23 protein-coding genes are annotated in these 26113 nt (G+C 57.5%); 4 read left to right on the top strand and 19 right to left on the bottom strand.

The genetic code is table 11. The annotated features are described in order from the left end of the window. Nucleotides 1-121: 121 nt before the first annotated feature. From mutS to P4L78_RS14485, 9 genes are all read right to left on the bottom strand, one after another. Nucleotides 122-2656 carry a DNA mismatch repair protein MutS gene (mutS, locus tag P4L78_RS14525; RefSeq protein WP_309328648.1) on the bottom strand — a complete coding sequence of 845 codons (2535 nt, stop codon included), beginning with the start codon at nt 2654-2656 and terminating at the stop codon, nt 122-124. A gap of 289 nt (nt 2657-2945) precedes the next feature. Continuing rightward, nucleotides 2946-3980, bottom strand: a complete 1035-nt coding sequence (locus tag P4L78_RS14520; protein ID WP_309328596.1) for a low specificity L-threonine aldolase — start codon at nt 3978-3980, stop codon at nt 2946-2948. Nucleotides 3981-4197: 217 nt separating this feature from the next. Then, nucleotides 4198-5667 (bottom strand): xylulokinase, encoded by a 1470-nt coding sequence (gene xylB / locus P4L78_RS14515; protein ID WP_309328595.1) that lies wholly within the window; start codon nt 5665-5667, stop codon nt 4198-4200. Nucleotides 5668-5716: 49 nt separating this feature from the next. Then, nucleotides 5717-7114 (bottom strand): D-arabinitol 4-dehydrogenase, encoded by a 1398-nt coding sequence (gene dalD / locus P4L78_RS14510; protein ID WP_309328594.1) that lies wholly within the window; start codon nt 7112-7114, stop codon nt 5717-5719. Nucleotides 7115-7229: 115 nt separating this feature from the next. After that, the gene (locus tag P4L78_RS14505) at nt 7230-8333 is read right to left on the bottom strand and encodes a sn-glycerol-3-phosphate ABC transporter ATP-binding protein UgpC (protein ID WP_309328593.1); all 1104 of its coding nucleotides are present in this window, start codon (nt 8331-8333) and stop codon (nt 7230-7232) included. A 263-nt stretch (nt 8334-8596) separates the two neighbouring features. Further along, complete coding sequence (locus P4L78_RS14500; RefSeq protein ID WP_309328592.1) at nt 8597-9262, bottom strand: HAD family phosphatase; 666 nt, start codon at nt 9260-9262, stop codon at nt 8597-8599. Then, nucleotides 9259-10071 carry a carbohydrate ABC transporter permease gene (locus P4L78_RS14495; protein ID WP_309328591.1) on the bottom strand — a complete coding sequence of 271 codons (813 nt, stop codon included), beginning with the start codon at nt 10069-10071 and terminating at the stop codon, nt 9259-9261. Before P4L78_RS14495 ends, P4L78_RS14500 begins: the two co-directional genes overlap by 4 nt. Beyond that, nucleotides 10068-11012 (bottom strand): carbohydrate ABC transporter permease, encoded by a 945-nt coding sequence (locus tag P4L78_RS14490; protein WP_283149608.1) that lies wholly within the window; start codon nt 11010-11012, stop codon nt 10068-10070. Before P4L78_RS14490 ends, P4L78_RS14495 begins: the two co-directional genes overlap by 4 nt. Before the next feature lie 99 nt (nt 11013-11111). Beyond that, nucleotides 11112-12422: a sugar ABC transporter substrate-binding protein gene (locus P4L78_RS14485; protein ID WP_283149609.1), complete on the bottom strand. Its 1311-nt coding sequence runs from the start codon at nt 12420-12422 to the stop codon at nt 11112-11114. Nucleotides 12423-12973: 551 nt separating this feature from the next. Between P4L78_RS14485 and P4L78_RS14480 the strand changes: the two genes are divergently transcribed. Then, nucleotides 12974-13927: a sugar-binding transcriptional regulator gene (locus P4L78_RS14480; protein WP_309328590.1), complete on the top strand. Its 954-nt coding sequence runs from the start codon at nt 12974-12976 to the stop codon at nt 13925-13927. Nucleotides 13928-14050: 123 nt separating this feature from the next. On the opposite strand, the gene P4L78_RS14475 is transcribed toward P4L78_RS14480, so the two are convergent. The 5 genes from P4L78_RS14475 to P4L78_RS14455 all read right to left on the bottom strand — a co-directional run bounded on the left by P4L78_RS14475 (nt 14051) and on the right by P4L78_RS14455 (nt 17710). Beyond that, nucleotides 14051-14545 carry a heme-degrading domain-containing protein gene (locus P4L78_RS14475; RefSeq protein ID WP_309328589.1) on the bottom strand — a complete coding sequence of 165 codons (495 nt, stop codon included), beginning with the start codon at nt 14543-14545 and terminating at the stop codon, nt 14051-14053. Beyond that, nucleotides 14538-15593 carry an oxidoreductase gene (locus P4L78_RS14470; RefSeq protein ID WP_309328588.1) on the bottom strand — a complete coding sequence of 352 codons (1056 nt, stop codon included), beginning with the start codon at nt 15591-15593 and terminating at the stop codon, nt 14538-14540. The genes P4L78_RS14475 and P4L78_RS14470 overlap by 8 nt, the downstream gene beginning before the upstream one ends. Next, on the bottom strand, nt 15590-16378 hold the full coding sequence (locus tag P4L78_RS14465) for a DeoR/GlpR family DNA-binding transcription regulator (protein ID WP_309328587.1): 789 nt from the start codon (nt 16376-16378) through the stop codon (nt 15590-15592). Before P4L78_RS14465 ends, P4L78_RS14470 begins: the two co-directional genes overlap by 4 nt. 68 nt (nt 16379-16446) lie before the next feature. Then, complete coding sequence (locus tag P4L78_RS14460; protein WP_309328586.1) at nt 16447-16896, bottom strand: DUF3293 domain-containing protein; 450 nt, start codon at nt 16894-16896, stop codon at nt 16447-16449. Nucleotides 16897-16927: 31 nt separating this feature from the next. Further along, nucleotides 16928-17710: an inositol monophosphatase family protein gene (locus P4L78_RS14455; RefSeq protein ID WP_283149615.1), complete on the bottom strand. Its 783-nt coding sequence runs from the start codon at nt 17708-17710 to the stop codon at nt 16928-16930. Between the two features lie 243 nt (nt 17711-17953). Here P4L78_RS14455 and P4L78_RS14450 point away from each other — a divergent pair, with 243 nt between their 5' ends. Next, nucleotides 17954-18763: an RNA methyltransferase gene (locus P4L78_RS14450; protein WP_309328585.1), complete on the top strand. Its 810-nt coding sequence runs from the start codon at nt 17954-17956 to the stop codon at nt 18761-18763. A 35-nt stretch (nt 18764-18798) separates the two neighbouring features. Here the strand turns inward: P4L78_RS14450 and clsB are convergent, their stop codons facing one another. The 3 genes from clsB to nudB form a co-directional block, all read right to left on the bottom strand. Further along, the gene (gene clsB, locus P4L78_RS14445) at nt 18799-19965 is read right to left on the bottom strand and encodes a cardiolipin synthase ClsB (RefSeq protein WP_309328584.1); all 1167 of its coding nucleotides are present in this window, start codon (nt 19963-19965) and stop codon (nt 18799-18801) included. Nucleotides 19966-19967: 2 nt separating this feature from the next. Beyond that, nucleotides 19968-20717, bottom strand: coding sequence for an endonuclease/exonuclease/phosphatase family protein (locus P4L78_RS14440; RefSeq protein ID WP_283149618.1), 750 nt, complete (start codon nt 20715-20717; stop codon nt 19968-19970). Between the two features lie 192 nt (nt 20718-20909). After that, a complete protein-coding gene (nudB, locus tag P4L78_RS14435; protein WP_283149619.1) occupies nt 20910-21353 on the bottom strand; it encodes a dihydroneopterin triphosphate diphosphatase in 444 nt (147 codons plus the stop codon). A gap of 52 nt (nt 21354-21405) precedes the next feature. Here nudB and P4L78_RS14430 point away from each other — a divergent pair, with 52 nt between their 5' ends. Next, nucleotides 21406-22623, top strand: coding sequence for a cysteine desulfurase (locus P4L78_RS14430; RefSeq protein ID WP_309328583.1), 1218 nt, complete (start codon nt 21406-21408; stop codon nt 22621-22623). Further along, complete coding sequence (locus P4L78_RS14425) at nt 22620-23036, top strand: SufE family protein (RefSeq protein ID WP_309328582.1); 417 nt, start codon at nt 22620-22622, stop codon at nt 23034-23036. Before P4L78_RS14430 ends, P4L78_RS14425 begins: the two co-directional genes overlap by 4 nt. A 92-nt stretch (nt 23037-23128) precedes the next feature. Here the strand turns inward: P4L78_RS14425 and P4L78_RS14420 are convergent, their stop codons facing one another. Beyond that, nucleotides 23129-24376 carry a sorbosone dehydrogenase family protein gene (locus P4L78_RS14420; protein WP_283149622.1) on the bottom strand — a complete coding sequence of 416 codons (1248 nt, stop codon included), beginning with the start codon at nt 24374-24376 and terminating at the stop codon, nt 23129-23131. Nucleotides 24377-24538: 162 nt separating this feature from the next. Beyond that, the gene (locus P4L78_RS14415) at nt 24539-26104 is read right to left on the bottom strand and encodes a SpoVR family protein (protein ID WP_283149623.1); all 1566 of its coding nucleotides are present in this window, start codon (nt 26102-26104) and stop codon (nt 24539-24541) included. Between the last annotated feature and the right edge of the window lie 9 nt (nt 26105-26113).

Genomic DNA, 26113 nt, shown 5'->3' with positions numbered 1-26113 from the left:
AGCTATCTGTAGCACGAATCGAATCGTAGCAAACGACCCTATAAACGATAGGGGAAATAGACGGACGGTCCAATGCACAAAACGCCCTATATCGGTGCGCTTACGAATGTAATAAATGCGCTTACTGGGAGGTTTGCAACGCTTTTAAAGCATACAAAGCTTGCAGCGCTTCTCGAGGGGTAAGATCGTCTGGGTTGATTTTTGTCAAAGCCTCAACCAACTCGTAAGGCGCTGCCTCAGGCGCAGGCTCTTCTACAGTTGGCGCAGCAAACAGGTCGCCCTGGAGGCCATTAGAGATGCTACTTTGCTCCAGCTCTAGCAGTTTACGTCTCGCCTGGCGCACCACATCACGCGGCACCCCAGCCAGACTGGCCACCGCTACGCCATAGCTTTGCGACGCCGGGCCTTCTTGTACGGCATGCAAAAACACAATCTTGTCTTTGTGCTCAACGGCATCCAGATGCACGTTGGCCACCTGCAAATAATCTTGCGCCAAGCGGGTCAGCTCAAAATAGTGTGTGGCAAACAAAGTATAAGCACGATTCTTTTCGATCAACGCCCGGGCGATCGCCCACGCCAGCGCCAGACCATCAAAAGTCGAGGTGCCACGACCAACTTCATCCATCAACACCAGCGAATGCTCGGAAGCATTGTTCAGAATATTGGCTGTTTCGGTCATTTCCACCATAAAGGTTGAGCGCCCGCCCGCCAGATCATCTGACGCACCAATGCGGGTGAAGATGCGATCCACCTTGCCGATCACCGCTTTGTCTGCGGGGACCCATGAGCCGACGTGCGCCAAAAGCACGATTAACGCGACTTGGCGCATATAGGTTGACTTACCACCCATATTTGGCCCGGTAATCAGCAGCAATTTGCGTGTGTTATCAAACTGCACGCCATTGGGGATGAAATCGTCGATCTGCGCTTCAACCACCGGATGCCGACCAGCTTCGATATTCAGGATTGGGTCATCGATAAATTCCGGTGCCACATAATTACACTCAACCGCGCGCGATGCCAGGCACGCCAGCGTATCGGCAGTTGCAACGGCATGAGCGGCCAAGCGCAGTGCAGGCAGATGTGGCTGCAACTGTTCAAGCAGGTCTTCGTACAGCTGTTTTTCCAACGCCAGCGCCCGGTCTTGAGCGGACAGCGCTTTATCTTCAAATTGCTTAAGCTCTGGCGTAATAAAGCGCTCGCAATTTTTCATCGTCTGGCGGCGGCGATATTCGGGCGGCACCTGGTCCAGATACGAATTGGTGACTTCAATAAAGAAGCCTGCCACACGGTTGTACTCCACGCGCAGATTGGCAATGCCGGTACGCTCGCGCTCTTGCGCTTCCATTTGCGCCAGAAACTCGCCACCACCAACCTGGATGGTACGCAGTTCGTCCAGATCGGCCGAATAGCCATCTGCCACTACCCCACCCTCACGCAACACGACCGCTGGCTCAGGCTTGATGGCCGCTGTGAGCAAAGCATGTAGCGCCGGATCGGGTTGCAACGCCAAAGCCAGGCTGCTGAAAAACGGGGTTTGCGGCAAGCTGTCAGGCAGAGCCGTCAAGGCGCCCAGACTATCGCGCAAACTGGCAAGATCGCGCGGGCGAGCGCTGCGCAACGCAATACGGCTGGCGATACGTTCAATGTCGGCGACTTCGTTGAGCGCACGGTGGATATCAATATAAGCGCCACTTTCCACCAATGAGCCAATCGCGCTTTGGCGCTCCAGTATCTGCCCATGCCCACGCAGTGGGTGATGCAGCCAGTGTCGCAGCAGCCGCGACCCCATGCCGGTAGCGCAACAATCCAGCAACGAGAACAGCGTGGGCGAGGCCTCGCCGCGGATCGTCTCGGTGAGTTCCAGATTGCGTCGGGTGGCGGCATCCAGCTCGATAAACTGGGTATGGCTTTCCACGCGCAGACCCGCCAGCTGCGGCACCGTACCACCTTGCGTGGTGCGTACATATTCCAGCAGCGCCCCCGCCGGACCCAGCGCCAACGTGGTGTCGGTAACGCCAAACCCCGCCAGATCGTGCACATTGAAATGCCGCGCCAGATTACGACTGGCGCTTTCCCGATCAAACTGCCAAGGCGATAAACGCCGGACCGGCGCACTGATCTGATCAAACAGAGCCAGCGCAGCGCCGTCCGGAATCAAGATTTCAGCCGGACGCAATCGCTCCAGTTCGGAGATCAGCTTCTCGACGGTGGTATCCATCAAGGCGAAATCACCTGAAGCCAGCGACAACCAAGCCATGCCCAGTGCGCCTTTCTCCAGCGTCAGCGCCAGAATACGGTTCTCTTGTTTGTCATCCAGCAAGGCAGCATCAGACAAGGTGCCCGGCGTTACCAGACGCACCACCCGACGCTCCACCGGACCTTTAGTCGTAGCGGGATCACCAAACTGCTCGCAGATCGCCACCGACTCACCAAACTTGACCAGCTTGGCCAGATATTGCTCCACTGCGTGGTACGGTACCCCCGCCATCCGGATCGGCTCCCCCGCCGACTGCCCGCGAGTGGTTAGCGTGATATCCAGCAACTTCGAAGCCTTCACCGCATCATCGTAAAACAGCTCGTAAAAATCGCCCATGCGATAAAAAACAAACTTGTCCGGATGATCTGCCTTGAGCGCCAGGTATTGCGCCATCATCGGTGTGTGATGAGTGGACGAATCCACCTTGGTACTTTTGGTCTTCGGTTTGGTTGGATCTACAGCCATTTATTCCTCTTCAAGCGGCCTGATGCCGCCATATTGCATATTCTGTAAGCAGCGGGGGCGCTGCGGCTTGGGCGCTATTTTAGCGTGAGTGAGACGGACTAGCTGAACGACCTACAGCTCAAAATGAAAAAAGCTGGCAAGTGCCAGCTGTATTTCTCCGCTGAGGCTAAGGACACCATTTCTTTAGCCTCAGCGCGTCCTCAATTTGTCGTCGCTCTTTTCAGGATGCAAGGCTGCCTTCCACATCCCCCACCAACTCATCCACCTGCTCCACCGTCGTCGCCCACGAACAAACAAACCGTGCGCCACCGGCACCGATAAAGCTGTAAAACGCCCAGCCTTTGTCTTTCAAGCCATTCACTGCCACTTGCGGCAGGCTCACGAATACGGCATTGGCTTGCACGGGAAACATCAGGTCCACGCCAGGCAGGCGAGATAGTGCATCGCCCAGACGGGTGGCCATGGCGTTGGCGTGAGTGGCGCGGGTTAGCCAGGCGTTTTCGGCCAGCATGCCGACCCATGGGGCGGTCATGAAACGCATTTTGGATGCCAGTTGGCCGGCTTGTTTGCAGCGATAAGCAAAGTCTTGCGCCAGTTGATGGTTAAAGAACACCACGGCCTCGCCCACTGGCATGCCCATCTTGGTGCCGCCGAAGCTGAGTACGTCTACGCCTGCACGCCAAGTGATATCGGCGGGACTGACACCCAAATGCGCCACTGCATTAGCAAAGCGTGCGCCGTCCATATGGAACGACAAGCCCATCTCGCGGCAGGCGTGGCCGATGGCTTGTACTTCTTCCAGCGAATAAACGGTGCCGACCTCAGTAGATTGGGTGATGGTGACAGCGCGGGGCTTGGGGTAATGGATATCCGTACGGGCGGCGATCAAGCGGGCGATGCCTTCAACATCCAGCTTGCCGTGCTCGCCATCTGCCAGCAGCAGCTTGGTGCCGTTGGAGAAGAACTCCGGGCCGCCGCATTCGTCGGTTTCTACATGCGAGAGCTTGTGGCAAACAATGCTGTGATAACTCTGGCACAGCGAGGCCAGCGCTAGCGAATTGGCCGCGGTGCCATTAAATACAAAGAACACATCACAGTCGGTTTCAAAGACATCACGAATGGCATCACAGGCGCGGCGAGTCCATTCGTCGTTGCCATAAGAAGCCATATTGTCGCGATTGGCTTCAATAAATGAAGCAAGCGCTTCGGGGCAAATGCCTGAGGTATTGTCGCTGGCGAATTCAGTACGTTGCATGGGCGGGATATCCATTCTCAAGTGGTCGAGCGGGCTTGTGGCCAGCGGTGCCGTGATTGACGTCAAGTAGCATCAACTAGCAATTAGACCAGACCGCAATGGCAGCACTCAACCCGTTTCTGCGCTTATATGAGAGGGATTCATGCAACAAAAGGGCGACGCCCGCCCGACACTGCGCTACACCAAACGATTCCACAATTCTTCAACCCGATGCAGATCAACCCTGCACTAACTGCTGCAGCGGTCGCTGCCGGTAAACCGCACGGAAAAACTCCAGCCGATGGGCAAGCGCATCGGCCCGCTGCAACTGCGGCAAATACTCCGCCCGTACTGGTGGTTTCTGGCAAATATCTGCCTCGTTGCCACCTGCGCACAGCCAGCCCAGCCGCGCAGCACCCAGTGCCCCGCCCGCCTCGCCGCCGTGGTGAGTAATGATGCGGATGTCCAGCACATCGGCAATCAATTGCGCCCAATACGGGCTACGCGCACCGCCGCCCATGAGCGACAGCGTATCAACGCTGGTGCCTGCCGAACTGAGCGCGTCCAGCCCGTCCTTGAGCGCAAACGTCACGCCTTCCAGCACCGAATATCCCAGCATCGCGCGATCTGTGGCGTGGGTCATGCCGTGAAATACACCTTGGGCGAACGGATCGTTGTGCGGTGTGCGCTCCCCAGACAGGTATGGCAAGAACACGGGGGATTGGTCGAGCATGCTGGCAGACAGCGCGGCCACCTCGGGCAGCAGCGTGGCCTCATCGGTGCCGGTCAGCTTGCACAACCAGCGCAAACAACTGGCGGCAGACAGCACCACACTCATCTGATGCCAGCGATTGGGTAGCGCGTGGCAAAACGCATGGACTGCCGACGCCGGATTGGGCCGAAAGCGGTCGTTCACTACAAACATTACGCCTGAGGTGCCCAGTGAGATAAAGCCATCGCCCGGTACAGTCGCACCAATGCCCACGGCGCTGGCGGCGTTGTCACCACCGCCACCCGCCACCATCACGCCTGCGGGCAAGCCCCAACGCTGCGCCAGTTCCGGGCGCAGATGGCCGGAAACGGCATCACCTTCCACCAGCTTGGGCATGTGTTCGCGGCTTAATCCGGTGGCAGCGAGCAGTTCGTCGGACCAATCCCGTTTGGCGACGTCCAGCCACAGCGTACCGGCGGCGTCAGACGGGTCACTGGCTTTTTCGCCGGTCAGTTGCAGGCGCAGCCAGTCTTTGGGTAACAGCACGGTGCGGATGCGCGCGTAGATGTCGGGCTCGTGCTTGCGTAGCCATAATAGTTTTGGAGCGGTGAAACCTGGCATGGCCAGATTCCCGGCAATCGCGTGCAGATTGGGCGCGCGCTCGGTCAGTTCGCGGCATTCATCGGCGCTGCGCATGTCATTCCACAAAATGGCCGGGCGCATGACTTTGTCTTGCGCATCCAGCACTACGGCACCGTGCATCTGGCCCGACAAGCCAATGGCGCGAATCTCGGCAAACCGGTTGGGATGGGCCGCACGCAAGTTATCGATGGCATCGACCGTGGCAGTCCACCAGGCGGCCGGGTCTTGTTCAGACCAGCGTGGATGCGGACGGCTCACCGTCAACGCCGCGCCAGACGTCGCAATCATGTTGTTGCGGTTATCCAGCAACACCACTTTGACTTCCGACGTGCCCAGATCGATGCCCAGATACATGGTTCTTCCTTGTGTTTTCAAGTCGGTGAACTGCGCTTCGACAACCGCCTCAAGCCAGCGCGCTGACTTGCCAGGCTTGTACCCGTTGCACCGATTCGCGCATCAGCGCCACAAATTCCGGCTTGCCCGCAATGGCGCCCCACAGCATCGGGTCGGCGCAAAAAGTGGCCAGCGGATCAGCCGCCGCAAGCATGGCCCGGGTGGCGGCTTCATCCAGAATGCCGTCCTGGTATTCATATGGCAATTGCCCTTGGCCCCAACGCTGCAGAAACACAAAGAACAAGGCGGGCAGCATCGCGGTAGCTTGCGGTGTCACGCCACGTTTGAAGCATTCGGTGAGCGTGGGTGCGATGAAACCAGGAATCTTGGAGAAACCATCCGCTGCCACGCGCTGGTTGCTGTCCTGAATATGCGGATTGCTAAAGCGGTCCAGCACCACATCGCGGTATTTGCCCAGATCAAGCGGGCTGGGCGAGAGGCACGGAATCACGTCCTCAGTCACGTAGGCATATGCCATCTGGCGGATCGACGGCACCGTCGTGCCTTCATGAATGTACTTCAGTCCGATCAGTGTTCCGGCCCACGCAATGCAACTATGCGTGGCGTTCAGAATACGGATTTTGGCTTCTTCATACGGCAAGACAGATTCAACCATCTCCACGCCGACGTTTTCCAGTGCAGGCCGTCCGGCAATAAAGTGGTCTTCCACCACCCACTGGATAAAGCTCTCGCCCATCACCGGCACTTCGTCATTGATGCCGGTTGCGGCCAGCACGCGCTCACGCACAGCGGGCACCGGGCGCGGGGTAATGCGATCCACCATGCAATTCGGGCTCACAGTATTGATGGTGACCCAAGCGGCCAGATCAGCCTCTTCGCGCAGCGCCAGAAACTGCAACAAGCCATCACGAAAGCGCTCGCCGTTGTGGCGCAGGTTATCGCAGTTGAGCAGCGTGACCGGGCCGTGATTAGCCTTGCGCCGGGCGCTGAGAATGGCGTGGATGGCACCATAAATGGTGCGCTTCTCACCTGCCAGATCGGCCGCCAGATCCGTATTGGCCACGTCCAGTTTGAAATGATGATCCAGGTAATACCCGGCCTCAGTCACCGTAAACGAGATCACCCGCGTATCAGCTGCGGCGCCCACTGCCACTAGCGCGGCCAGTTGCGCATCCCACGGCACAATCTGGCCGATGGAGCGCACGGTTTCGTATTCTCGCTTGCCTGCCGGGTCGACGGTTTCCAGCACGTACTCGCCCTTTTGCCGCTCCAATGCCTGGAGTAATGGCGACATGTCTTCCCGGATATTGGAAAGCGCCAGCGTCCAGCTATGGTCGCCACTTTCCAGCAAGCGATGCAGATACCACGCCTGATGCGCACGGTGAAACGATCCGGCACCGATATGTAGCCAGGTGGAACGCCCGGCCTGATTGGTATTTGCCTTCATGATGAAACTCCTTTGTATGATTCTTGCGGCCGAGCCGGTCCTTGCCGGGCGCTGCAATACGCTGGCTGGATAGATAAAAACCGGGAAGGCGCTAACGCGTTAGTCGATTATTCGGTCATGCGGCGGCCAGCAGGCGTACGCGGGGCAAGGCAGCACCTTCGGCGTTAAACAGGTGGCAGCGCTGCGGGTCGGCACTCAGCTTGATGCTGCTGCCGGTGTCAAACCGGTCTTCATCAGGAACCCGCAGCACCAGCCCTTCGGGCGCGGAAGGGTTGGTGGCGTACACAAAAGCGTGATCGCCAAGGAATTCCTGCGCGGTCACAGCGGCCAGAATCTGGCCGGATGGATCAACCTGCAGATGTTCCGGACGGACACCCAGCGTGACTTTGTCGCCCACTTTGAGCGTGCCGCCATCAATGGCCGTTACCTGGCTGCCACCGGCGTTGAGCTTCACCGTAACCAGATCGTGCTCCACCGCGGCCACCTCGCCTTCCAGGAAATTCATCTTGGGCGAGCCAATGAACCCAGCGACAAACTTGTTTGCGGGATGGTGATACAGCGTGTGCGGCGAACCAACTTGCTCGATATGCCCCGCAGACAGCACCACAATTTTGTCGGCTAGTGTCATGGCTTCGACTTGATCGTGGGTCACGTAGATCATGGTGGTTTTGAGATCATAATGCAGCTTGGCAAACTCCAGCCGCATCTTCACCCGCAAGGCCGCGTCCAGATTGGATAGCGGCTCATCAAACAGAAATACCGAGGGCTCACGCGTAATGGCGCGGCCAATGGCCACGCGCTGACGCTGGCCGCCCGACAACGCCTTGGGCTTGCGATCCAGCAGATGATCAATGTGCAGGATTTTGGCAGCGCGCTGCACGGCGACATCGATCTCCGCCTTGGATTTACCGGCGATCTTCAGCCCGAACGCCATGTTGTTGTACAACGTCATGTGCGGATAAAGCGCGTAACTCTGGAACACCATGGCAATGCCGCGCTTGCTGGCGGGGACTTCGTTCATGCGCTGATCGGCAATGCGCAACTCGCCACCGGTGATTTCTTCCAGCCCGGCAATCATGCGCAACAGCGTGGATTTGCCACAGCCGGACGGGCCAACAAACACCACGAACTCGCCATCGGCGATATCCAGATTGATGTCGCGCAGCACTTCGGTGGTGTCATAACTTTTTTGTACGTCTCGCAAGGTCATGCTGGCCATGTCGGGCTCCTTGTTGAATCGGGCTGGGGTCTGGCTGGGCCAGACCAATCAATCACTCACATCAAACTGACCTGGCGGCGGGTTACACCCGCCCTACGCCAGATATGCCAAATTCGTAGTTCGTAGTCCGGATGAAGGCCGTTTCACGGCATAAACGTGAGCGGGAATCCGGGGTTGCAATGTGTCCATACGCACCTGTATTGAAATTTTCCGATGTGGCATCCCGGATTCTCGCTAGCGCTTCATCCGGGCTACGAGGCTGTTCATTTACCCCACGCCGCCAATCGAGCGGGCAATGTGGTCATGTCATCAAAAACATCGCTGGCTCCGGCATCGCGCAAGCGCTGGGCGGCGGCGGGTTCGCCGTGCCGGGCACCGACAAAGCCAAGTACCACCAAGCCAGCAGCGCGGGCGGCAGTTACACCAGCCACACTGTCTTCCAGAACCAGACTGCTGGCCGGATCGGCCCCCAATCCAGCGCAAGCAGCACGATATAAATCCGGCGCCGGCTTGGGTCGCAAACCGCGACCTGGGGTGTAGACCTGATCCGCAAACAGTGACCACAATCCGGCGTTTTTCAGGCCCGCTTCGACGCGAGACTGGCTGCTGTTGCTGGCCACCGCCAACGGCAAACCCACCGCAACCAGTGCATCGCGTACACCCCGAATCGACTGGGCTTCAGCAATGCAGCGTGCCTCCACCACCGATTCCAGATGCAGTGTTTCGGCACGACTGAGCACCAACCCCATTTCCTGGGCGAGATCGTCAGCGATGTGGCTCAAGGTCATGCCCAGGCGTGGTCGCAAAAACGCATCCAGCTGCGCGCGGTCGGCGCGGTCAGACAAACCATCCAGAATCGCTGCCAGCGCTACGCTTTCACTATCCAGCAGCACGCCATCGCAATCGCAAATCAGGTGTTTCAGGGTCATTTCACGGCCCCGAAAGTCATGCCGCGCACCAGTTGTTTTTGGGCCACCCAACCCAGGCAAAGAATCGGCATCACCGCCAGCAGTGACGCTGCGGACAACTTGGCCCAGAACAGCCCCTCCGGATTGGAATACGAGGCAATGAACACGGTGAGCGGCGCGGCGCTGGAGCTGGAGAGGTTCAGACTCCAGAACGCTTCATTCCATGACAGGATCACCAGAAGTAGCGCCGTCGAAGCCAAGCCAGGCAATGATGTAGGTAGCAACAAATGCAGCATTTCCTGCCAGGCATTGGCGCCGTCAATGCGCGCCGCTTCGAGGATTTCTTTGGGCACTTCGTTGAAGTAGGTAAATGCCATCCACACCGCAATCGGCAGATTGATCAGCGTGTAGATGATCAGCAGGCCAGTCACGCTATCGAGCAAGCCCGCAGATTTGGCCAGCAGATAGATCGGAATCAACACGCCCACGGCGGGCATCATTTTGGTGGAGAGCATCCACAGCAGCGTTTTTTGCGCCCGCGCACTGGGGAAGAACGCCAGCGAATACGCGGCGGGCACAGCGATGATCAGCGACAAAATGGTGGAGCCAAACGAGACGATCACCGAGTTGCTGACAAAGCTCAGATAGTGGCTGCGCTCAAACACTTCGTGAAAGCTCGACAACGTTGGCGTGAAGATCAAAGACAGCGTGTAGGCATCTTGTTCGGTTTTGAACGCGGTGACGGCGATGATCAGAATCGGCAGAAAGATCACGAACGCCACAGCCCAGCCCAACATGCCGACCCAGATCGGGGATTTGGAGTCATTCATTTTGCGTACTCCCCTTTAAGATTTTTGGCGAGCATGCGCACCAGGAAGAACGACACGATATTGGCCAGCACCACCGCGATCACCCCGCCAGCCGAGGCAATGCCGATATCAAATTGCTGCAAACCAATCGAGTAAATCAGCCAGGTTAGCGTGGTGGTTTCCGTGCCCGGGCCACCGGCCGTGGAGGTAAAGATTTCGGCAAAGATCGACAGCAAGAAGATGGTCTCGATCATGATCACCACGGCAATGGCGCGCGACAGGTGCGGCAGGGTGATGTAAACGAAGATGCGAATCGGCCCGGCACCATCCAGTTGCGCGGCTTCACGTTGCTCGGTGTCGAGCGATTGCAACGACGTGAGCAAAATCAAAAAGGCAAACGGCAACCATTGCCACGCCACCATCACAATCACCGACCACATCGGGTAATCGGCCAGCCAGTCGATCGGCTGCAGACCCAGATGGCGGAACACCCAGGCCCACAGGCCATAAACCGGGTGCAGGATCATGTTCTTCCAGATCAGCGCGCTGACCGTGGGCATCACAAAAAAAGGCGCGATAACGAGGAGTCGAGCAATACCGCGGCCAAAAAAAGGTTGGTCAAACAGCACCGCCACCAGCGTGCCGCCGACTACGGAGATACCCAATACGCTGCCAATCAGCAGCAAGGTGCGGCCTATCGAGGGCCAGAACGTGGGGTCTTGCAGCAGATATTTGTAGTTATCCAGCCCGACAAAGCCGGTTTGGTCCGGGCTTAACAGGTTGTAACGAATGACCGAGAAATATAGCGTCATGGCCAGCGGCACGATCATCCACAAAAACAGGATGGCGACCGAAGGTGTCAGCAGCAACTTGGCCAGCGGGTTGCTAGCGCGGCGGCGTGGCAGCGGCGCGGCTTTGGTCGGCGCATCCACCGGTAACGCGTTGAGGACATGTTGAGTCATGGGAATACCTTTTGAGGCTCAAATCAGGCAGGTCCGTCCGGGGTGAATCAGGCATGCATTCCATGCATCCCCAATCCACCCCAACCAGGAACGGGATGCTTACTTCAGATAACCCGCCTGACGCATGGCCCGCTCAGTCGACGCTTGCGCTGCCTTGAGTGCAGCGTCCACTGTGCTCTTGCCGGTTAGCGCGCCTGCAACCTGCTGCCCCACTACCGTACCGATCGACTGGAACTCAGGAATGGTGGCGAACTGCACCCCGATATAAGGCACTTTCTGCACCGTGGCATCGGTCGGGTTGGCGGTCTTGATGGCGTTCAGAACAAACCCGGCAAATGGCGCTGCTTTTTGGTAATCCGCCGAGGCGTAAGTGGATTCACGCGTACCGGACGGCACCGAAGCCCAACCCAGGTCTTTCGCTACGAGCTGGATGTATTCCTTGCTGGTCGCCCAGGCAGCAAATTTCTGGGCGGCATCCTGGTTCCTGGAAGATTTCGGGATAGCCAGCGACCACATCCACTGCCAGTGATTGCCTTTCGGTGAAGTGCCAATTGGCGCCTGAGCGAAGGCAACTTTGTCAGACACTTTGGATTCTTTGCCGTTGTACAACATGCCAGCAGCTACAGTAGCGTCAATCCACATGGCACACTTGCCGCTACCAAACAGCACCAGGTTTTCATTGAAACCGTTGGCGCTAGCGCCCGGAGGGCCGTATTTGTTCAGGATATCCACGTAAGTGGTCACGGCTTTTTTCCACTGCGGCGTATCAATAGTCGGGTTCCACTTCTCATCAAACCAGCGACCACCAAAGGTGTTGACCATGGTGCCGACCAGCGCCATGTTCTCGCCCCAACCCGCCTGGCCACGCAAGCAGATGCCATACATGCCATTGGCTTTATCGGTCAGTTTTTCGGCAAACCCGCTAATATCCGTCCAGGTGGGTTGATCCGGCATTTTCAAACCCTTGGCATCGAACAAGTCTTTGCGATAGTAGGTCATTGAGCTTTCGGCATAGAACGGCACGGCGTAGAGCTTGCCGTTGAGCGAAAGACCATCGCGCACCGGTTTGATGACGTCATTTACGTCATAGCTGGCGGGCAGATTCAGCGGGGACAACCAGTTTTTCTTGGCCCAGATTGGTGTTTCATATGCGCCAATGGTCATCAGATCAAACTGGCCACTACCGGTGGCAATATCGGTGGTAACCCGCTGGCGCAGCACGTTTTCTTCCAGCGTGACCCACTTGAGCTGGATGTCCGGATTGGCGGCTTCAAACTGTTTCGAGAGCTTTTGCAGTTCGATCATGTCCGGGTTGTTGATTGTGGCAATCGTCACTGTTGCTGCGCTAGCCAAACCAGCGGCGGCAAAGGTGGCGGCGCTCAGGGCGCAAATCAGGGTATTGCGTTTCATGCTTGTCTCTCCAAACGTTTTAACGTTGAGCGGCTGGCTGCTGACGACGCTGACAATGCGAACCCGCATCACCACGCCCCGCTCTGGTGCGCCACACCTGCTCTCCTGCTTTTAGCTTTACCGCTTTTCGACTTTGGTATTTGCGCGGGCCGTATCGCCGTTGGCGCAATCAAACACAGGCACATCGCTTGACTTCTGGCATGCAGAAAATCACTTCCCTCTTTAAGCCTGCAGATCACTGCAAGATCGGCATTTTTTGCTGATTTTGCTAGCAACCTGGTACTACGGATGGCGATCATTGGCTATTTGGCAGAACCGTTTATCGCCATCGCGTAGTGAGCAATTAATCACTACACGAGCAAATAATCAGACAGGACTTAATCCATGTCAAGCATTTGCCCACAATTAGAGCAAATGCAACTAAAATGCACCCAATTGGCGCCAGCCCCAAGACGCCGCCACACCCACCCCAATCGCAGCGCTTGCAGTTACAATCGGCACAGCAAAAACCACCGCAAACCAAAGCGGGCCGGGCATTTCGAGGAAAGGCGATGTCAAGACAGCAAGAAAAACTGGATCAAGCCGCACGGGCTGCGTGGATGTATTACGTGGCCAACAACACGCAAAACGAGATCGCCGACCACTTGGGGATTTCCCGACAGATGGCACAGCGGCTGGTGGCGTATGCGGTGGAACAAGGTCTGGTGCATGTACGCATCGAACACGGCATTACCGATTGCCTGGCGCTGGCCGAGGCGATGAAAGCGCGTTTTGGCTTGAGTCTGTGCCGGGTCGTTCCGGCGACGGATCGGGACTCAGAAGGTTTACGGCGCATGCTGGCCGTGGCCGGTGCCGAAGTGATGACGCAGTATTTGCAGTCAGAAACGCCAATCGTAGTGAATCTGGGATCAGGCCGGACGCTCAAGGCGGTGATTGATGAGCTGACGGATATAGACCGCCCGCAGCACCGGATTGTGTCGATGGTGGGCGCAATTGCGACTGATGGCGCATCCAACCGTTATGACGTGGCGTTACGCACAGCCGAGAAAACCCGCAGCAAATATTTCATGTTGCCCGCGCCGTTGATTGCCGACAGCGCAGAAGACTGCCGCCAGTGGTGCAGCCATCGCGTATATCGCGTGGTGAGCGAGTTATCAGCCCACGCCGATGTCACTTTTATCGGGATTGGTTCAGTCGGGCCGGGCTGCCCGCTGGAAGAAGATGGCTTTTTGTCTGCGGAGGAAATTTCACAACTAGTCACCGACGGTGCAGCTGGCGAAATTATTGGCCACGCGGTGGATCACAACGGCCGCCCTGTTTCATCGGCCATTACGGACCGCGTCACCAGCTTGCAACTACCCACATCCGCAGATCGCCCGGTGATTGCTTTTGCTGGCGGTGAAAGCAAATACGCAGCGCTCAATGCCGCCTTGCGTGGGCAGTGGCTATCGGGGCTGGTGACGGATGAAGCGTCCGCCCGGCAGGCATTGGCGATGCCGGCGTGATTCGTAGGGTGGATTCGCGTAGCAATCCACCAACCGCATCTGTATGACACGAAGGGCTAAGGTGGATTGTCGCCATGCGCCAAATCCACCCGACAGGATCAGAGCAAGCAACGTCTCACCCCTTCAATCCAGCGCAATTTCCGTCAGCGACACCCCAAGATAATCCGCCAGCACTTCCACCACCAGATTGTGATCCTCACGCTGCGCCAGACCAGAAACGATCACGCTGCCAACACATCCAGCCCCACGCACCAGTAGCGGAAAGGCACCGCCGTTGGTGGCGTAATCAATCAGCGGCACGCCGATTTTCTCGGTTAGCGTAATACCCTGCTGGCGATTGCCCTGGCCGACGCCGTAGGTACTGCGGTGATAAAGTTCGACCACATTGCGCTTGCGCCGAACCCAGTCATCATTAACCGGCGTGGTGCCGGGTAAGGACGAATAGAACAAACGCTGGCCATTCATGGTGATTTCAATTGTCACCGGCGCTTTGCGCTCTACCGCTACCTGGCGCAATTTGGACCCCAGCTCCCACGCGGTGTGGGCGTCAAACGCCGTAAATTGCAGCGCGGCTTCCTGCTTGGCGATCCGCGCCAGATCACGCTCAAAATCAGGCATTCACTTCCCCTTGGGTCGAAAACGGCATTTCGCGTTGTGTGCTGGCACTGACTTGCACCAGTTCAATGACGGCCATGACTTGTGCGGCCTCCGTCGCGGGCACCGGGTTGGGCTTGCCCTCGGCGATGGCGGCATGAATACCCGCGTAGTAATGACGATAGTCGCCGATTGCCGTCGGCACCGGGTGAGTTTCTTCGATGTCATTCACACTGACTATGCGCAAACCATCCAGCGGATCCACGCCCCACCGTGCATAACCCGGCTGCCCGCCCGCTTTCAATTGGGATTCCTGGGTGTCCAGCCCTTGCTTGATAAAGCTGCTTTTGGTGCCGTGCATTACATAGCGCGGGCCGCCGGATACCAGGCAGCTGCCGTGCAGTATCACGCGCAAACCTTCGTAGCGCAGGATCACGTGAAAGTAATCTGTTGCCACTGCCTCATCACGCAGGCACGCCAGATCACCATAGACCGCATCGGGCACGCCAAACAGTTGCAATGCCTGATCAACCAGGTGCGGCCCCAAGTCGTACCACAGACCGTTACCCAAACCGGCGGATTCGCGCCAGCGTTGACGCACCACCGGGCGAAAGCGGTCGAAGTGCGATTCGAAGTGCACCACGCGCCCCAAGTCATCATTGGCCAGCAGGCGTTTTACCGTGAGGAAGTCGGCATCCCAGCGCCGATTATGAAATACCGACAGCACTTTGCCCGCCGCTGCGGCTTGGGCGATCAACGCATTCGCTTCAGCCAGAGTGGTAGTAAATGGCTTGTCGACCACCACGTGCTTGCCTGCCGCGAGCGCGGAGCTAGCCAGCGAATAATGTTTGTCATTGGGCGCGGCGATCACCACCAGATCAATTGCCGGGTCCGCAAACACTTGTGCGGCATCGGCAACGACTTGAGCCTCCGGCCAGTCCGCATGAACCTTGGCAGCATCACTGGACACCACCGTTGCAAGGCGCAAGCCAGGAATGCTGACGATCAATGGAGCATGGAAAGTTTTACCGGCATAGCCATAGCCGATCAGTGCGACATTAAGTCGATTCATGCGGTTTTCTCCTGAGTGTGAGACGGCACCAGCACCTGCAAGCCAGCGGGCTGATTTTGCCAAGCCGGATTGCGATCGGTGAACCAATGCTTGAAATTTGCAATATCGGCCACGAAAAATGGCTCAATGCGATTGATCTTGCTGTGATCTGCCACCAACAGCGCGTTGGCGCTACCACTGAGCATGGCACGTTTCACGGCCGCATCGTCGGCTTCGCTCGCAGTAACACCAAGGCGCTCATGCACGGCACAAGCACCCATAATCGCCCAGTCGGCGCGATACCCGGCAATCTGTTGTAGCGTGTCGCTGCCACTAAACAATCGCTGCCGTGCATCCCAGACACCACCCGCCAGAATCAAGCGGATATTGGTTTTATCGCCCAAGACCACGGCCACGTCCAGCGCGTGGGTGATCACGGTAAGTGGCATATCCGGCAACGCCTGCGCCACCGCCAAAACGCTCTGACCGGCGTCCAGCAGCAGAGTTTGATGCGGCAAGATATGGGCGACGGCGGCTTGCGCCAATTGCGTTTTGATCTGGGGCAGCACATCTGCGCGCTGCGTGCGGGCCATGCGCGGCACATCAAGGGACACCGCGCCGCCATGGGTCTTTTGCAGATAGCCCTGCTCATCCAGCGTGCGCAAATCGCGGCGAATGGTGTCGTCGGAAACCTGCAGGCGCAGCGCAAGATCGGCCACAGTGGCGCGCCCTGCTTCGGCCAGCCAATCGAGAATGCGTTGATGACGTTCTTCGGTAAACATGCAGGCAATAGTAAAACCCGGCATGTGGTTTTGCAAATTTATTCTGTTATTTGCGGTTTTGTGCGGAAAATACGCTATGCGAGGCAGCCAACTTATGCGGTAACGTCCGGCAGGCACCAGAGCAATTGCGCCTTCTCGTCTGTCCGACCGAACAATACGGCGTTCTGTGCGAAGCGCTCACCCCAAGCTCGCGCAATGACCTCGTCCACCCCGAGCACCAACACGGACGATTCGGCTGGCCATTGGCCATCATCAGCCTCGCCTACGCCCTCAAACAGCGTGAGCCCGGCAGCGCGGATGGCATCCAGCAGATTTTGGTGGAGAGCAAGATTCTCGTAGCGGCATAACGCTGCGGCAGACCACGGGTTGCAGGCAGAGATGAACATCCAGCTCGTGGCTGAGTGTTGGCGTAGAACGGTATCTAGATCGGAATGGCTTTGACCCACCCGCAACGTCAGCCCGAGGACCGGGACGACGTAACGGGTGGCGCGATAAGCGGCCTCAAAAGCCGCCGTCGCTGCAGATAACGTGGGCGCGGCCACGGTCATCGTCTTTATGAAATAACTGCGTGGCTTATTTGATGTGCGACTTGATCAGTTGCAGCATCTGGCCGAATACACGGGGTGTACCGCACAGCACATCGCCGCTTTGCAGGTAGTTTTCTTCACCGTTCAAGTCGGTAATCAGACCACCGGCTTCTTGCACCAGCAGCGAGCCAGCGGCGATATCGACCGTTTTCAGGCCAAACTCAAAGAAGCCGTCAAACTGGCCGCAAGCTACGTAGGCCAGATCCAGCGCGGCTGCGCCTGGACGGCGTACGCCAGCGGCTTTTTGGGCCATTTCACGGAAGATGCTCAGGTAGGCATCCAGGTGCTTGAAATCGGTGTACGGAAAGCCGGTGCCGACCAGCGCATCAGACAATTCACGCACCTTGGAAACGCGGATACGGCGGTCGTTACGGAACGCGCCTACGCCACGGGTAGCGGTAAACATGTCGTTGCGATTGGGGTCATACACCACGGCCTGGGTGACCACGCCTTTGTGCGCCAGGGCGATGGAAACCGCGTATTGCGGAAAGCCGTGCAGAAAGTTGGTGGTGCCATCAAGCGGATCGATAATCCATTCGAATTCGGAATCACCGGACTGGCCCGACTCCTCTGCTAGAATAGCGTGCTTGGGGTAGGCTTCCAGGATGGTGTCGATGATGGCTTTTTCTGCCGCACGATCCACTTCCGACACAAAGTCGTTGTGACCTTTTTTCTCTGGCGTGATCAGATCGAGATTGTTTGAAGCGCGCTGGATAACGGAAGCGGCACGGCGGGCGGCACGAACGGCCGTATTGAGCATCGGATGCATGAACTTACCCCTGACATGAATTGAACAAGCTGACAGGAAACGCAAATTGCGCCTCAACGCCAAAAGCGCGAGGTGTGGCACGTAGCCCATGCATGACGATGCGAATTGTCACTAACCAAGTTGGGGACGCCTTGCGCGTTTCCCGGTCAGCTTGTAAAGATCGAAAATAAATATAGCCGCTATTGTACTGAATTTCCGGCCCTTTTGTCACAAGCCCTGTAAAAAGCATTTTATAAAGCCCGAATGACCCCATCCAACGACCTCCCCGCCGCCGGCCTTGCCGCCAACACCACGCTCGCACAATTTCGTGTGGTTTTGTCTCATACCTCGCATCCTGGCAACATTGGATCCGCCGCCCGCGCCATGAAAACCATGGGATTGCAGCATTTGTATCTGGTGAACCCAAAAGAGTTTCCATCGGATGTAGCCCGCTCGCTGGCCAGTAGCGCGGATGACTTGCTGAATCGCGCCATTGTTGTGAATAGCCTGGAAGAAGCGCTGGCTGGCACCACCCTGCAAGTGGCCATGACCGCGCGCCGCCGCGAGCTGGTACAACCGCTGCATACTCCGCGCCAGTTGGTACCGGAACTGGTCACCGAAGCCATCGGCGGCGGCACCATCGCACTGGTGTTTGGCAACGAAACCAATGGCATGACCATTGATGAGGTGCGCTTGTGTAACCGGCTGGTCACGATCCCCACCAATCCGGATTATTCCAGTCTGAACCTGGCGCAGGCCGTGCAGGTGCTGTGCTATGAATTGCGTGCCGCTCTCCTGGATGACGTGAGCCACCTGGCGGAAAAGCGCCAGCTACCCAGCCACGACTACATGGAACTGTTCTACAAACACTTGGAAGAAACGCTGATCACCATCGGCTTTTTGCGCACCAAAACGCCCAAACGTCTGATGCCACGCGTGCGCCGGATTGTGCAACGGGCGCAGCTGGATCAGGAAGAAGTGGATATGCTGCGCGGCGTATTACGAGCCGCCGTAGAATTTGAGCGGGTTACGCCACCCGCCCAAGCTACGCCAGAGGCAGACAAGCCGGAATAAATCGCCGCCGGTGCCAGTGCGAACCCCATTGGCACCTATTTCAGATAGCGCTCCCCGCCATAACCCGAAACGGCCATCAATACCCGCACCACGCCATGACTGACCCACGGCAGGAGCCGCTGGTACCACGGTGCTTTGCGCCAGTCTTTTAAATCGACTGGTAACGCCGCCGCCGAAATCATCACTTGAATATCGTCACCCAAAGCGCGGGCAAATTCGTCATCCCGCACAAAGACGTTGCCTTCACGTGCGAGCAAAAGGCTGAATGGATCAATATTGGATGAGCCCACCGTGGCCCAATGACGGTCGATTACTGCCACTTTGGCATGCATGAAACCGCTGGTGTACTCGTAGATTTCGATGCCCGCGTCAAGAAACAGCCGGTAGAACGCGCGGCTGGCGTATTGCAACAAGGCGTGATCCAGCTTTCCCTGCAGCAATAACACCACTTTCACGCCACGCGCAGCCGCGTTGATCAGAGCATGGCGAAAGCGATAGCCGGGTAAAAAATACGCGCTGGCAATGATGATTTCGTCTTTAGCTTCATCAATTGCGCTGAGATATTCGTGTTCGATTCCGTGGCGATTGCGCAAGTTATCGCGGATATCAAAACGCGCCAAAGCGCCGCCCGCGCCTTCCACCGGCAACTTGACGCGGCTGGGTTTGGCCCACTCTGGTTGCACTTGCACCCACGCCGTCTGCCGCCACATGCGATCGGCGGCCTCATGCATGACCGCCAGTAGCGGCCCGCGCACTTCTACCATGTAGTCGTAACGCGGTTCCGGGCCGGGCTGGCCGGTAAAATCAGAAAGGATATTGATACCACCGGCAAAGGCCACCATGCCGTCGATCACGGCCAGTTTCCGATGCATGCGGCGCAAACGCTGCCGATTCAACGACAGTGCTTTGACTTCAGGCCGAAAGAACAGCAATTGCACGCCCGCGTCGGCCAGTTTGAGTTTCCAGTCATCCGGAAACCGGCGCGCGCCAAATCCATCCAGCAGCATTTTGACTTCGACCCCGCGGTGCGCCGCCAGCATTAATGCTTCGCAAACTGCAATGCCGACGATATCGAGCTCAAACAAATAGCTTTCGAGAAAAATCTCGCGCTCAGCCCAAGAGATCGCCTCAATCAATTCCGGAAAGTAATCAGCGCCATTTTTGAGAAGCTTGATCCGGTTACCAGTCAGGTAGCCGTTCATGCCTAACCCCGCCGCAACACGGTATAGAGCGGCGCGTGGTCAGACATGTTGGACCAGGGGCGCCCGCCCAGGACATCTGCCACTTCAATACCAAACCCGCGCACATATACGCGATCAAGCGAGAGCACCGGCATGCGTACCGGAAAGCTGCGCGCCGGAGAACCATGCAAGGTTTCGAAGGCTTCGATGACATGCAGTTCGTTGCCCAGAAAGCGCGTGGCCTCGCGGCGCCAGTCATTGAAATCGCCCGCGATTACCAATGGCGCGTTTTTGGGGACTTCACGCTGGATCTGCTCGACCATGGACGTCAATTGCTTGCGCCGGTCCCGCGCCAGCAGATTCAAATGCACGCAGAACGCGTGCAAAGGGATGTTCCAGCCTGGAATATCCAGCACGCAATGCAACAGGCCGCGTTGTTCAAAACGATTGAGGGTAATGTCGTGATTACCCCAGCGCATGATCGGAAAGCGCGACAACAGTGCATTGCCGTGGTGCCCCAGCCGGTGAATGGCATTGCGGCCGTAGGCGGATGCCAGTTCATCACCGGCCAGGTATTCGTGCTGCGGCGTCGCTGGCCAATAGGTAAAGCGCTGCGCCCGCGTGCTGTGGGCGCCCTGCACTTCTTGCAGAAAAACCAGATCCGGTTCCAGCGTTTTGAGCGCCTGACGCACGTCATGCACCACCAGCCGCCGGTTCAGCGGCGAAAGGCCTTTGTGGATATTGTATGAGGCAACCTTGATGCGTCTTTCCATAAAATCAATGAGTTATCGTCATTATTTATTGCCTTGAAACCACCGTGAAATACACTAAATCTGGCTCAAACATCATCGATTTGTTGGCCAGCGCACTCCGCCGCTCTCAGGCGCCACTCATAGTTGTAGCGTAAGTCTACGACTCATTTCTGGAAATAACGTTTCAAATACGTGCGAGAGAACTTGTACCGGCTACGCAGCAGTTCGGTGTGCCAACGTCCGGATCGCCTCCGCGTTAGATGGAGAAAACACCAGTTCCGCTGCTTGCTGCCAATCCACCCACTGATAGCGGGTGTGTTCATCGGGAGCCAGCGTGACATCGAGTTCATGCGGCACTTGCAGACTGAACACGTGCTCGGTGTTGACGGTAACGCCGGGCGCATAACGATGGCGCCACACTTCGTAGATTTCGTATTCGGTACTGAAGTGCCAGTCGCTCAAACCGTAGCGGGCGGTATCCAGGCCCGTTTCTTCCATCACTTCGCGCTGCGCGGTGACTGGCAAGGCTTCGTCGGCTTCGCGGCTGCCGGTAACGGATTGCCAGGCATTGGCGAAATCCTTGCGCTCCAGCAGCAGCACCTTGAGGTCCGGCGTGTGGATGACCACGAGAACGGAGATCGGTTGTTTGTATGTCATCGCCGCATTATACAATGCGGCCTTGATGCTTCTCTTTCCTTTGTCATAGCCCATGACCACATCTCCACTCGATTCGCTGCGCGCGCAGTTTCCCCTGCTGCAGGCCAATCCTGAACTGGTTTATCTGGATAACGCCGCGACCACGCAAAAGCCGCTGGCCATGCTGGATGCCGAGCGCCGTTTCTACGAAACAATGAACGCCAATGTGCATCGCGGCGGGCATCGGCTGGGTCATGCCGCGACTGAGGCCTATGAGGCGGCGCGCATCACCGTGGCTCGGTTTATCAACGCGGCCAGCGCAGGCGAGATCGTGTTCACGCGGGGCGCGACCGAGGCGATCAACCTGGTGGCGTATAGCTGGGGTGGCAGCACCCTCAAGCCTGGCGACGAGATATTGCTGTCCACGCTGGAGCATCACGCCAATATCGTGCCGTGGCAGTTGATCGCACAAACCACCGGTGCGGTGATCCGGGCAATTCCGTTGCTGGACGATGGCCAGATTGATATGGCGGCGTATCAGGCGCTGCTGTCACCACGTACGCGGTTGGTGGGTATTAGCCAGATGTCCAACGCGCTGGGCGTTTGCCCGCCGCTGGCGCAGATCATCCCCACCGCCCACGCTGTGGGCGCGAGTGTACTGGTAGATGGCGCGCAAGCCATCGCTCACCAAGAGATTGACGTCCAGGCGCTCGGCGCGGACTTCTACGTGTTCTCGGGCCACAAGGTCTTTGGCCCGACCGGCATTGGTGTGTTGTGGGCGCGCGCAGATATTCTGGAGCAGATGCCACCATGGCAAGGCGGTGGCGAGATGATCGAACGGGTGTCGTTTGCGGGCACCACCTTTGCGCCCGCACCACGCCGCTTTGAGGCCGGTACGCCCGCCTTCGCCCAGACCATCGCGCTGGCCGCCGCGCTGGACTGGCTAAGGGGCCAGGATCGCCCAGCTATTGCCGTGCACGAATCGGCGCTTTATCGGCAACTGGCAGCCGGAATCGATCAAATCAATGGAGTGCGGATACTTGGCACAGCAACAGGCAAAGGCCCGATTGCCTCGCTGGTGTTTAGCCACGCGCATCCGTATGACGTGGCGCAGTTTCTGGATGAACGCGATATCGCCGTGCGCGTGGGCAATCATTGCGCAGGGCCACTGATGCAGTCATTGGGCTTGAACAATGGCACGTTGCGGATATCGATAGCGGCTTACAACACCGCCGCCCAGATTGATTTGTTACTGAGCACACTGAACGAAACACTGGAGTTGCTGGCATGAGCGACTGGCCTGAACTCCCTGCAGCGCTTGCGCTTTCCGCGCTAACCGAACGCCTGCAAGCGGCCCAAGGCTGGGAAAACAAAAACCGGCTGTTGGTGCAACTGGCCCGCGAGCTACCAGCCATGCCCACCGAATTAAAAGTTGATGAAAACCGTGTTAGTGGTTGTGAAGCGCACGTGTGGCTACTCACGCGCTGGCACGAAGGCCGTTTACAGATGTGGGCAGATAGCGATTCACGCATCGTGAAAGGGTTACTGGCGCTGGTTTGGGCGGCGTATCAGGGCTTGAGCAGAGAAGAAATTGCCAACCAGGATTTCGGCGCGCTGTTGCAGGAACTGGGTTTGCAGCGGTTTCTTTCCAGTTCTCGCGCCAGCGGGCTGAACGCCATGGTGCAGGTGATTCGTAACGCTTGAGTTGCCTGGTGGATTGCCAAGGCGAATCAACCCTACTTGATGCACGTCGTAGGGTGGATTCGGAGCAAAGCGACAATCCACCAGTCGGCAACTCAATGCATCTTGATCGGGGCCAGCACCAGCAGTGTGCCGTTGCGATCTTCGGTGATCCAGATCGTCCCTTCCCGATCAACTTTGATATCGGTTGGCGCGCCCATTGGGTGTTTACCCGGCGTGTCAGCCCAATCAGAGATCAACTCCTGATAGTCGCCTTGCGGCATGCCGTCTTTGCCAAAGCGATAAGCCACTAGCCGGTGCCCGTTATTGCGGTAGCCATGCCAGCCCATGATCAAACTGCCACGCCACGTGGCCAATGCGCCCGGTGCATCGTAAAAGGCCATGCCTAGCGGCGCAGCATGCCCGGGAATCAATCGCACGGGTTTGCTGAGCTTGCTGCAGTCGGCTTTGGCGAATTCCGGTGCGGCGACATTGTTATCGTAGCAATACGGCCAGCCATAATGGCCGCCCTGCTGGATCAGATTCAGCTCTTCGTGCGGCAGGTTTTCATCGTTGGTCATGCCCGGAATTTTGCGATTGATGTAATCGCGGCTGTTTTCGGCCTGCCACAACGCACCGGTATCCGGGTTGATTGCCAGCGCCATGGAATTGCGCAGCCCGCGTGCATACAACTCGCCCTGCCATTGGCCGTCTTTCTGCGTGTAATGCCAGATGGAGGCACGGGGATTCGGGGTTTCCATATCCTTGCACGACTGCAATACCGGCTTGCTGGCGTCAATCTGGCCTTCGCAGTTATCGGTGGCCGAACCGAAGTTCACAAACAACGAACCATCTTTGGCAAACACGAAGGTCTTGATCGGATGACGGCCATCGCCGGGCAAGTTATCCAGCACCGTGGTCAGCTTGGGATTGGCGTCGGCGGGATTAAAACGACTGATCCGGTTGTCTTCCCCCAGATAAACCTGACCATCCGGCCCCAGTTGCAAGCCATGCGGGCGATTCAAGCCGCTCAGTAGTGTGATCCGGTCAAAACCGCCCTGCTTGCGTACCAAGCGGAACAACTGGCCTTTACCAGCACCCCAGCCGCCCATATCGGTGATGAGCACCGAACCATCGGCCATTGGCAACACGCCACGCGGCATCGGCATGCCAGTGGCAGCCAGGCCAACGCAGAAACCGGGAGCGGTTTTCAGCGGCAGGCGCGGGAAACCTTCGCAAGTGCCATCAATGGCATACGCAGTCCCTTCCACCGCCGCAGTTGCCGCGCCGCTTAGCAACATGCCTGTTAACAGACCGGCCAATGCTAGTGCCCGTCCACCCATTGCCGACTTCATGATTTTCATTGCCTGCTACCTTCGCGCTTGAATGACCGGATCATCTTAGTGCCAGCCGCGCGCCACTGCACACAACCGGGCCATATCGGCAAAAACAAAGAACCCGGAGAAAGTTTCTCTCCGGGTTCCGTCTAGTTGAGGTCGATTTTCAACCCCGTCGACAGTCAATCGTTAAAACGCACTGCCGCGTTTTTCCAGTTTGCAGTCGTAAGTCAGGATCACTTCGCCCTCTTCATCCACGCTCTCCAGCTTGACCGAGAATCCCCACAGCCGGGCGATGTGTTTGAGGACTTCGTGCACGCTATTGGCCAGCGGCCGGCGTTGATACTGGTAATGGCGCAAGGTCAGCGAGCGATCACCGCGCGTGTTGACGTTGTACACCTGGATATTGGGCTCGCGATAAGCCAGGTTGTACTGCGCCGCCAGCATGGTGCGGATTTCCGCATACCCGGCATCGTCGTGGATGGCCGAGACTTTCAGCGTGGCGTTTTCGTCGTCATCCAGAATGGCAAACAGGCGGAAATCGCGGATCAGTTTGGGCGATAGATACTGCGCCACAAAGCTCTCATCCTTGAAGTTGCGCATGGCAAAGTCCAGCGTTTTGCGCCAGTCCGTGCCCGCCATATCCGGGAACCAGCGGCGATCTTCTTCGGTGGGTTCCTGGCAGATGCGCTGGATATCGCGATACATGGCAAAACCCAACGCATACGGGTTGATGCCGTTGAAATACGGGCTGTCCACGCCTGGCTGCATGATCACGTTGGTGTGGCTGTGCAGAAATTCGAACATGGCCGAATCGGTAATCGAGCCGTTGTCGTACAACTTGTTCATCAGCGTGTAATGCCAGAACGTGGCCCAACCTTCGTTCATGACCTGAGTTTGCCGCTGCGGATAAAAATACTGCGCCACCTTGCGGATAATGCGGACAATCTCGCGCTGCCACGGCTCCAGTAGCGGCGCGAATTTCTCGACAAAATACAGCAGATTCTCTTGCGGCTCTGCCGGAAAGCGCGATGGCGCTTCGGCGTGTTCTTCTTCAGCACGGCGCGGCAAGGTGCGCCAGATGTCGTTGATTTGCGATTGCTGGTATTGATCACGCTCCGCCACGCGGGCCAGTTCTTTTTCCAGCGACAGTTTTTGCGGACGCTTGTAGCGATCCACACCGTAGTTCATCAGCGCGTGGCAGGAATCCAGCAGTTCTTCGACTTTGTCTTCACCGTGGCGCGCTTCGCATTCGGCAATATAGCGTTTGGCAAAGACCAGGTAATCGATAATGGCATCGGCCTCGGTCCAGGTCCGAAACAGATAATTGCCTTTGAAGAACGAGTTGTGCCCAAAGCTGGCGTGGGCAATCACCAGCGCCTGCATGGTCATGGTGTTTTCTTCCATGAGGTAGGCAATGCAGGGGTTGGAGTTGATCACAATCTCGTACGCCAGCCCCATCATGCCGCGCTGGTAATGCTTGTTGGTGGAGAGAAACTGCTTGCCGAAGCTCCAGTGGTTGTACATCACCGGCATACCCACCGAGGCATACGCATCCATCATTTGCTCGGCAGAGATAATCTCCAGTTGGTTGGGATAGGTATCCAGCCCGAACTCGGCGGCGATGCGGGTGATTTCCTTGTAATACTTTTCGATCAGTTCAAAGGTCCATTCCGAACCGGTGGACAGCGGCTCGCGGGCGGGCGGTGAGGCCTCTAGCTCGCTGCGGCTTTTGCGACTGCGGGTAGTCGTCATGATGGTGAA

Origin of the sequence: Silvimonas sp. (genome assembly GCF_031291215.1) — a bacterium.
Lineage (GTDB): Bacteria > Pseudomonadota > Gammaproteobacteria > Burkholderiales > Chitinibacteraceae > Silvimonas > Silvimonas soli.
This window is presented reverse-complemented; position numbering and strand designations above follow the sequence as displayed.

Excerpts from the sequence above, each read along its gene's own strand:
- mutS (WP_309328648.1), bottom strand. The coding sequence starts at position 2,656 with ATGATGGCGCAATACCTGGCGCTCAAGGCAGATCATCCGGACAAGTTT.
- P4L78_RS14520 (WP_309328596.1), bottom strand. The coding sequence starts at position 3,980 with ATGCAACGTACTGAATTCGCCAGCGACAATACCTCAGGCATTTGCCCC.
- xylB (WP_309328595.1), bottom strand. The coding sequence starts at position 5,667 with ATGTATCTGGGCATCGATCTGGGCACGTCGGAAGTCAAAGTGGTGTTG.
- dalD (WP_309328594.1), bottom strand. The coding sequence starts at position 7,114 with ATGAAGGCAAATACCAATCAGGCCGGGCGTTCCACCTGGCTACATATC.
- P4L78_RS14505 (WP_309328593.1), bottom strand. The coding sequence starts at position 8,333 with ATGGCCAGCATGACCTTGCGAGACGTACAAAAAAGTTATGACACCACC.
- P4L78_RS14500 (WP_309328592.1), bottom strand. The coding sequence starts at position 9,262 with ATGACCCTGAAACACCTGATTTGCGATTGCGATGGCGTGCTGCTGGAT.
- P4L78_RS14495 (WP_309328591.1), bottom strand. The coding sequence starts at position 10,071 with ATGAATGACTCCAAATCCCCGATCTGGGTCGGCATGTTGGGCTGGGCT.
- P4L78_RS14490 (WP_283149608.1), bottom strand. The coding sequence starts at position 11,012 with ATGACTCAACATGTCCTCAACGCGTTACCGGTGGATGCGCCGACCAAA.
- P4L78_RS14485 (WP_283149609.1), bottom strand. The coding sequence starts at position 12,422 with ATGAAACGCAATACCCTGATTTGCGCCCTGAGCGCCGCCACCTTTGCC.
- P4L78_RS14480 (WP_309328590.1), top strand. The coding sequence starts at position 12,974 with ATGTCAAGACAGCAAGAAAAACTGGATCAAGCCGCACGGGCTGCGTGG.
- P4L78_RS14475 (WP_309328589.1), bottom strand. The coding sequence starts at position 14,545 with ATGCCTGATTTTGAGCGTGATCTGGCGCGGATCGCCAAGCAGGAAGCC.
- P4L78_RS14470 (WP_309328588.1), bottom strand. The coding sequence starts at position 15,593 with ATGAATCGACTTAATGTCGCACTGATCGGCTATGGCTATGCCGGTAAA.
- P4L78_RS14465 (WP_309328587.1), bottom strand. The coding sequence starts at position 16,378 with ATGCCGGGTTTTACTATTGCCTGCATGTTTACCGAAGAACGTCATCAA.
- P4L78_RS14455 (WP_283149615.1), bottom strand. The coding sequence starts at position 17,710 with ATGCATCCGATGCTCAATACGGCCGTTCGTGCCGCCCGCCGTGCCGCT.
- P4L78_RS14450 (WP_309328585.1), top strand. The coding sequence starts at position 17,954 with ATGACCCCATCCAACGACCTCCCCGCCGCCGGCCTTGCCGCCAACACC.
- clsB (WP_309328584.1), bottom strand. The coding sequence starts at position 19,965 with ATGAACGGCTACCTGACTGGTAACCGGATCAAGCTTCTCAAAAATGGC.
- P4L78_RS14440 (WP_283149618.1), bottom strand. The coding sequence starts at position 20,717 with ATGGAAAGACGCATCAAGGTTGCCTCATACAATATCCACAAAGGCCTT.
- nudB (WP_283149619.1), bottom strand. The coding sequence starts at position 21,353 with ATGACATACAAACAACCGATCTCCGTTCTCGTGGTCATCCACACGCCG.
- P4L78_RS14430 (WP_309328583.1), top strand. The coding sequence starts at position 21,406 with ATGACCACATCTCCACTCGATTCGCTGCGCGCGCAGTTTCCCCTGCTG.
- P4L78_RS14425 (WP_309328582.1), top strand. The coding sequence starts at position 22,620 with ATGAGCGACTGGCCTGAACTCCCTGCAGCGCTTGCGCTTTCCGCGCTA.
- P4L78_RS14420 (WP_283149622.1), bottom strand. The coding sequence starts at position 24,376 with ATGAAAATCATGAAGTCGGCAATGGGTGGACGGGCACTAGCATTGGCC.
- P4L78_RS14415 (WP_283149623.1), bottom strand. The coding sequence starts at position 26,104 with ATGACGACTACCCGCAGTCGCAAAAGCCGCAGCGAGCTAGAGGCCTCA.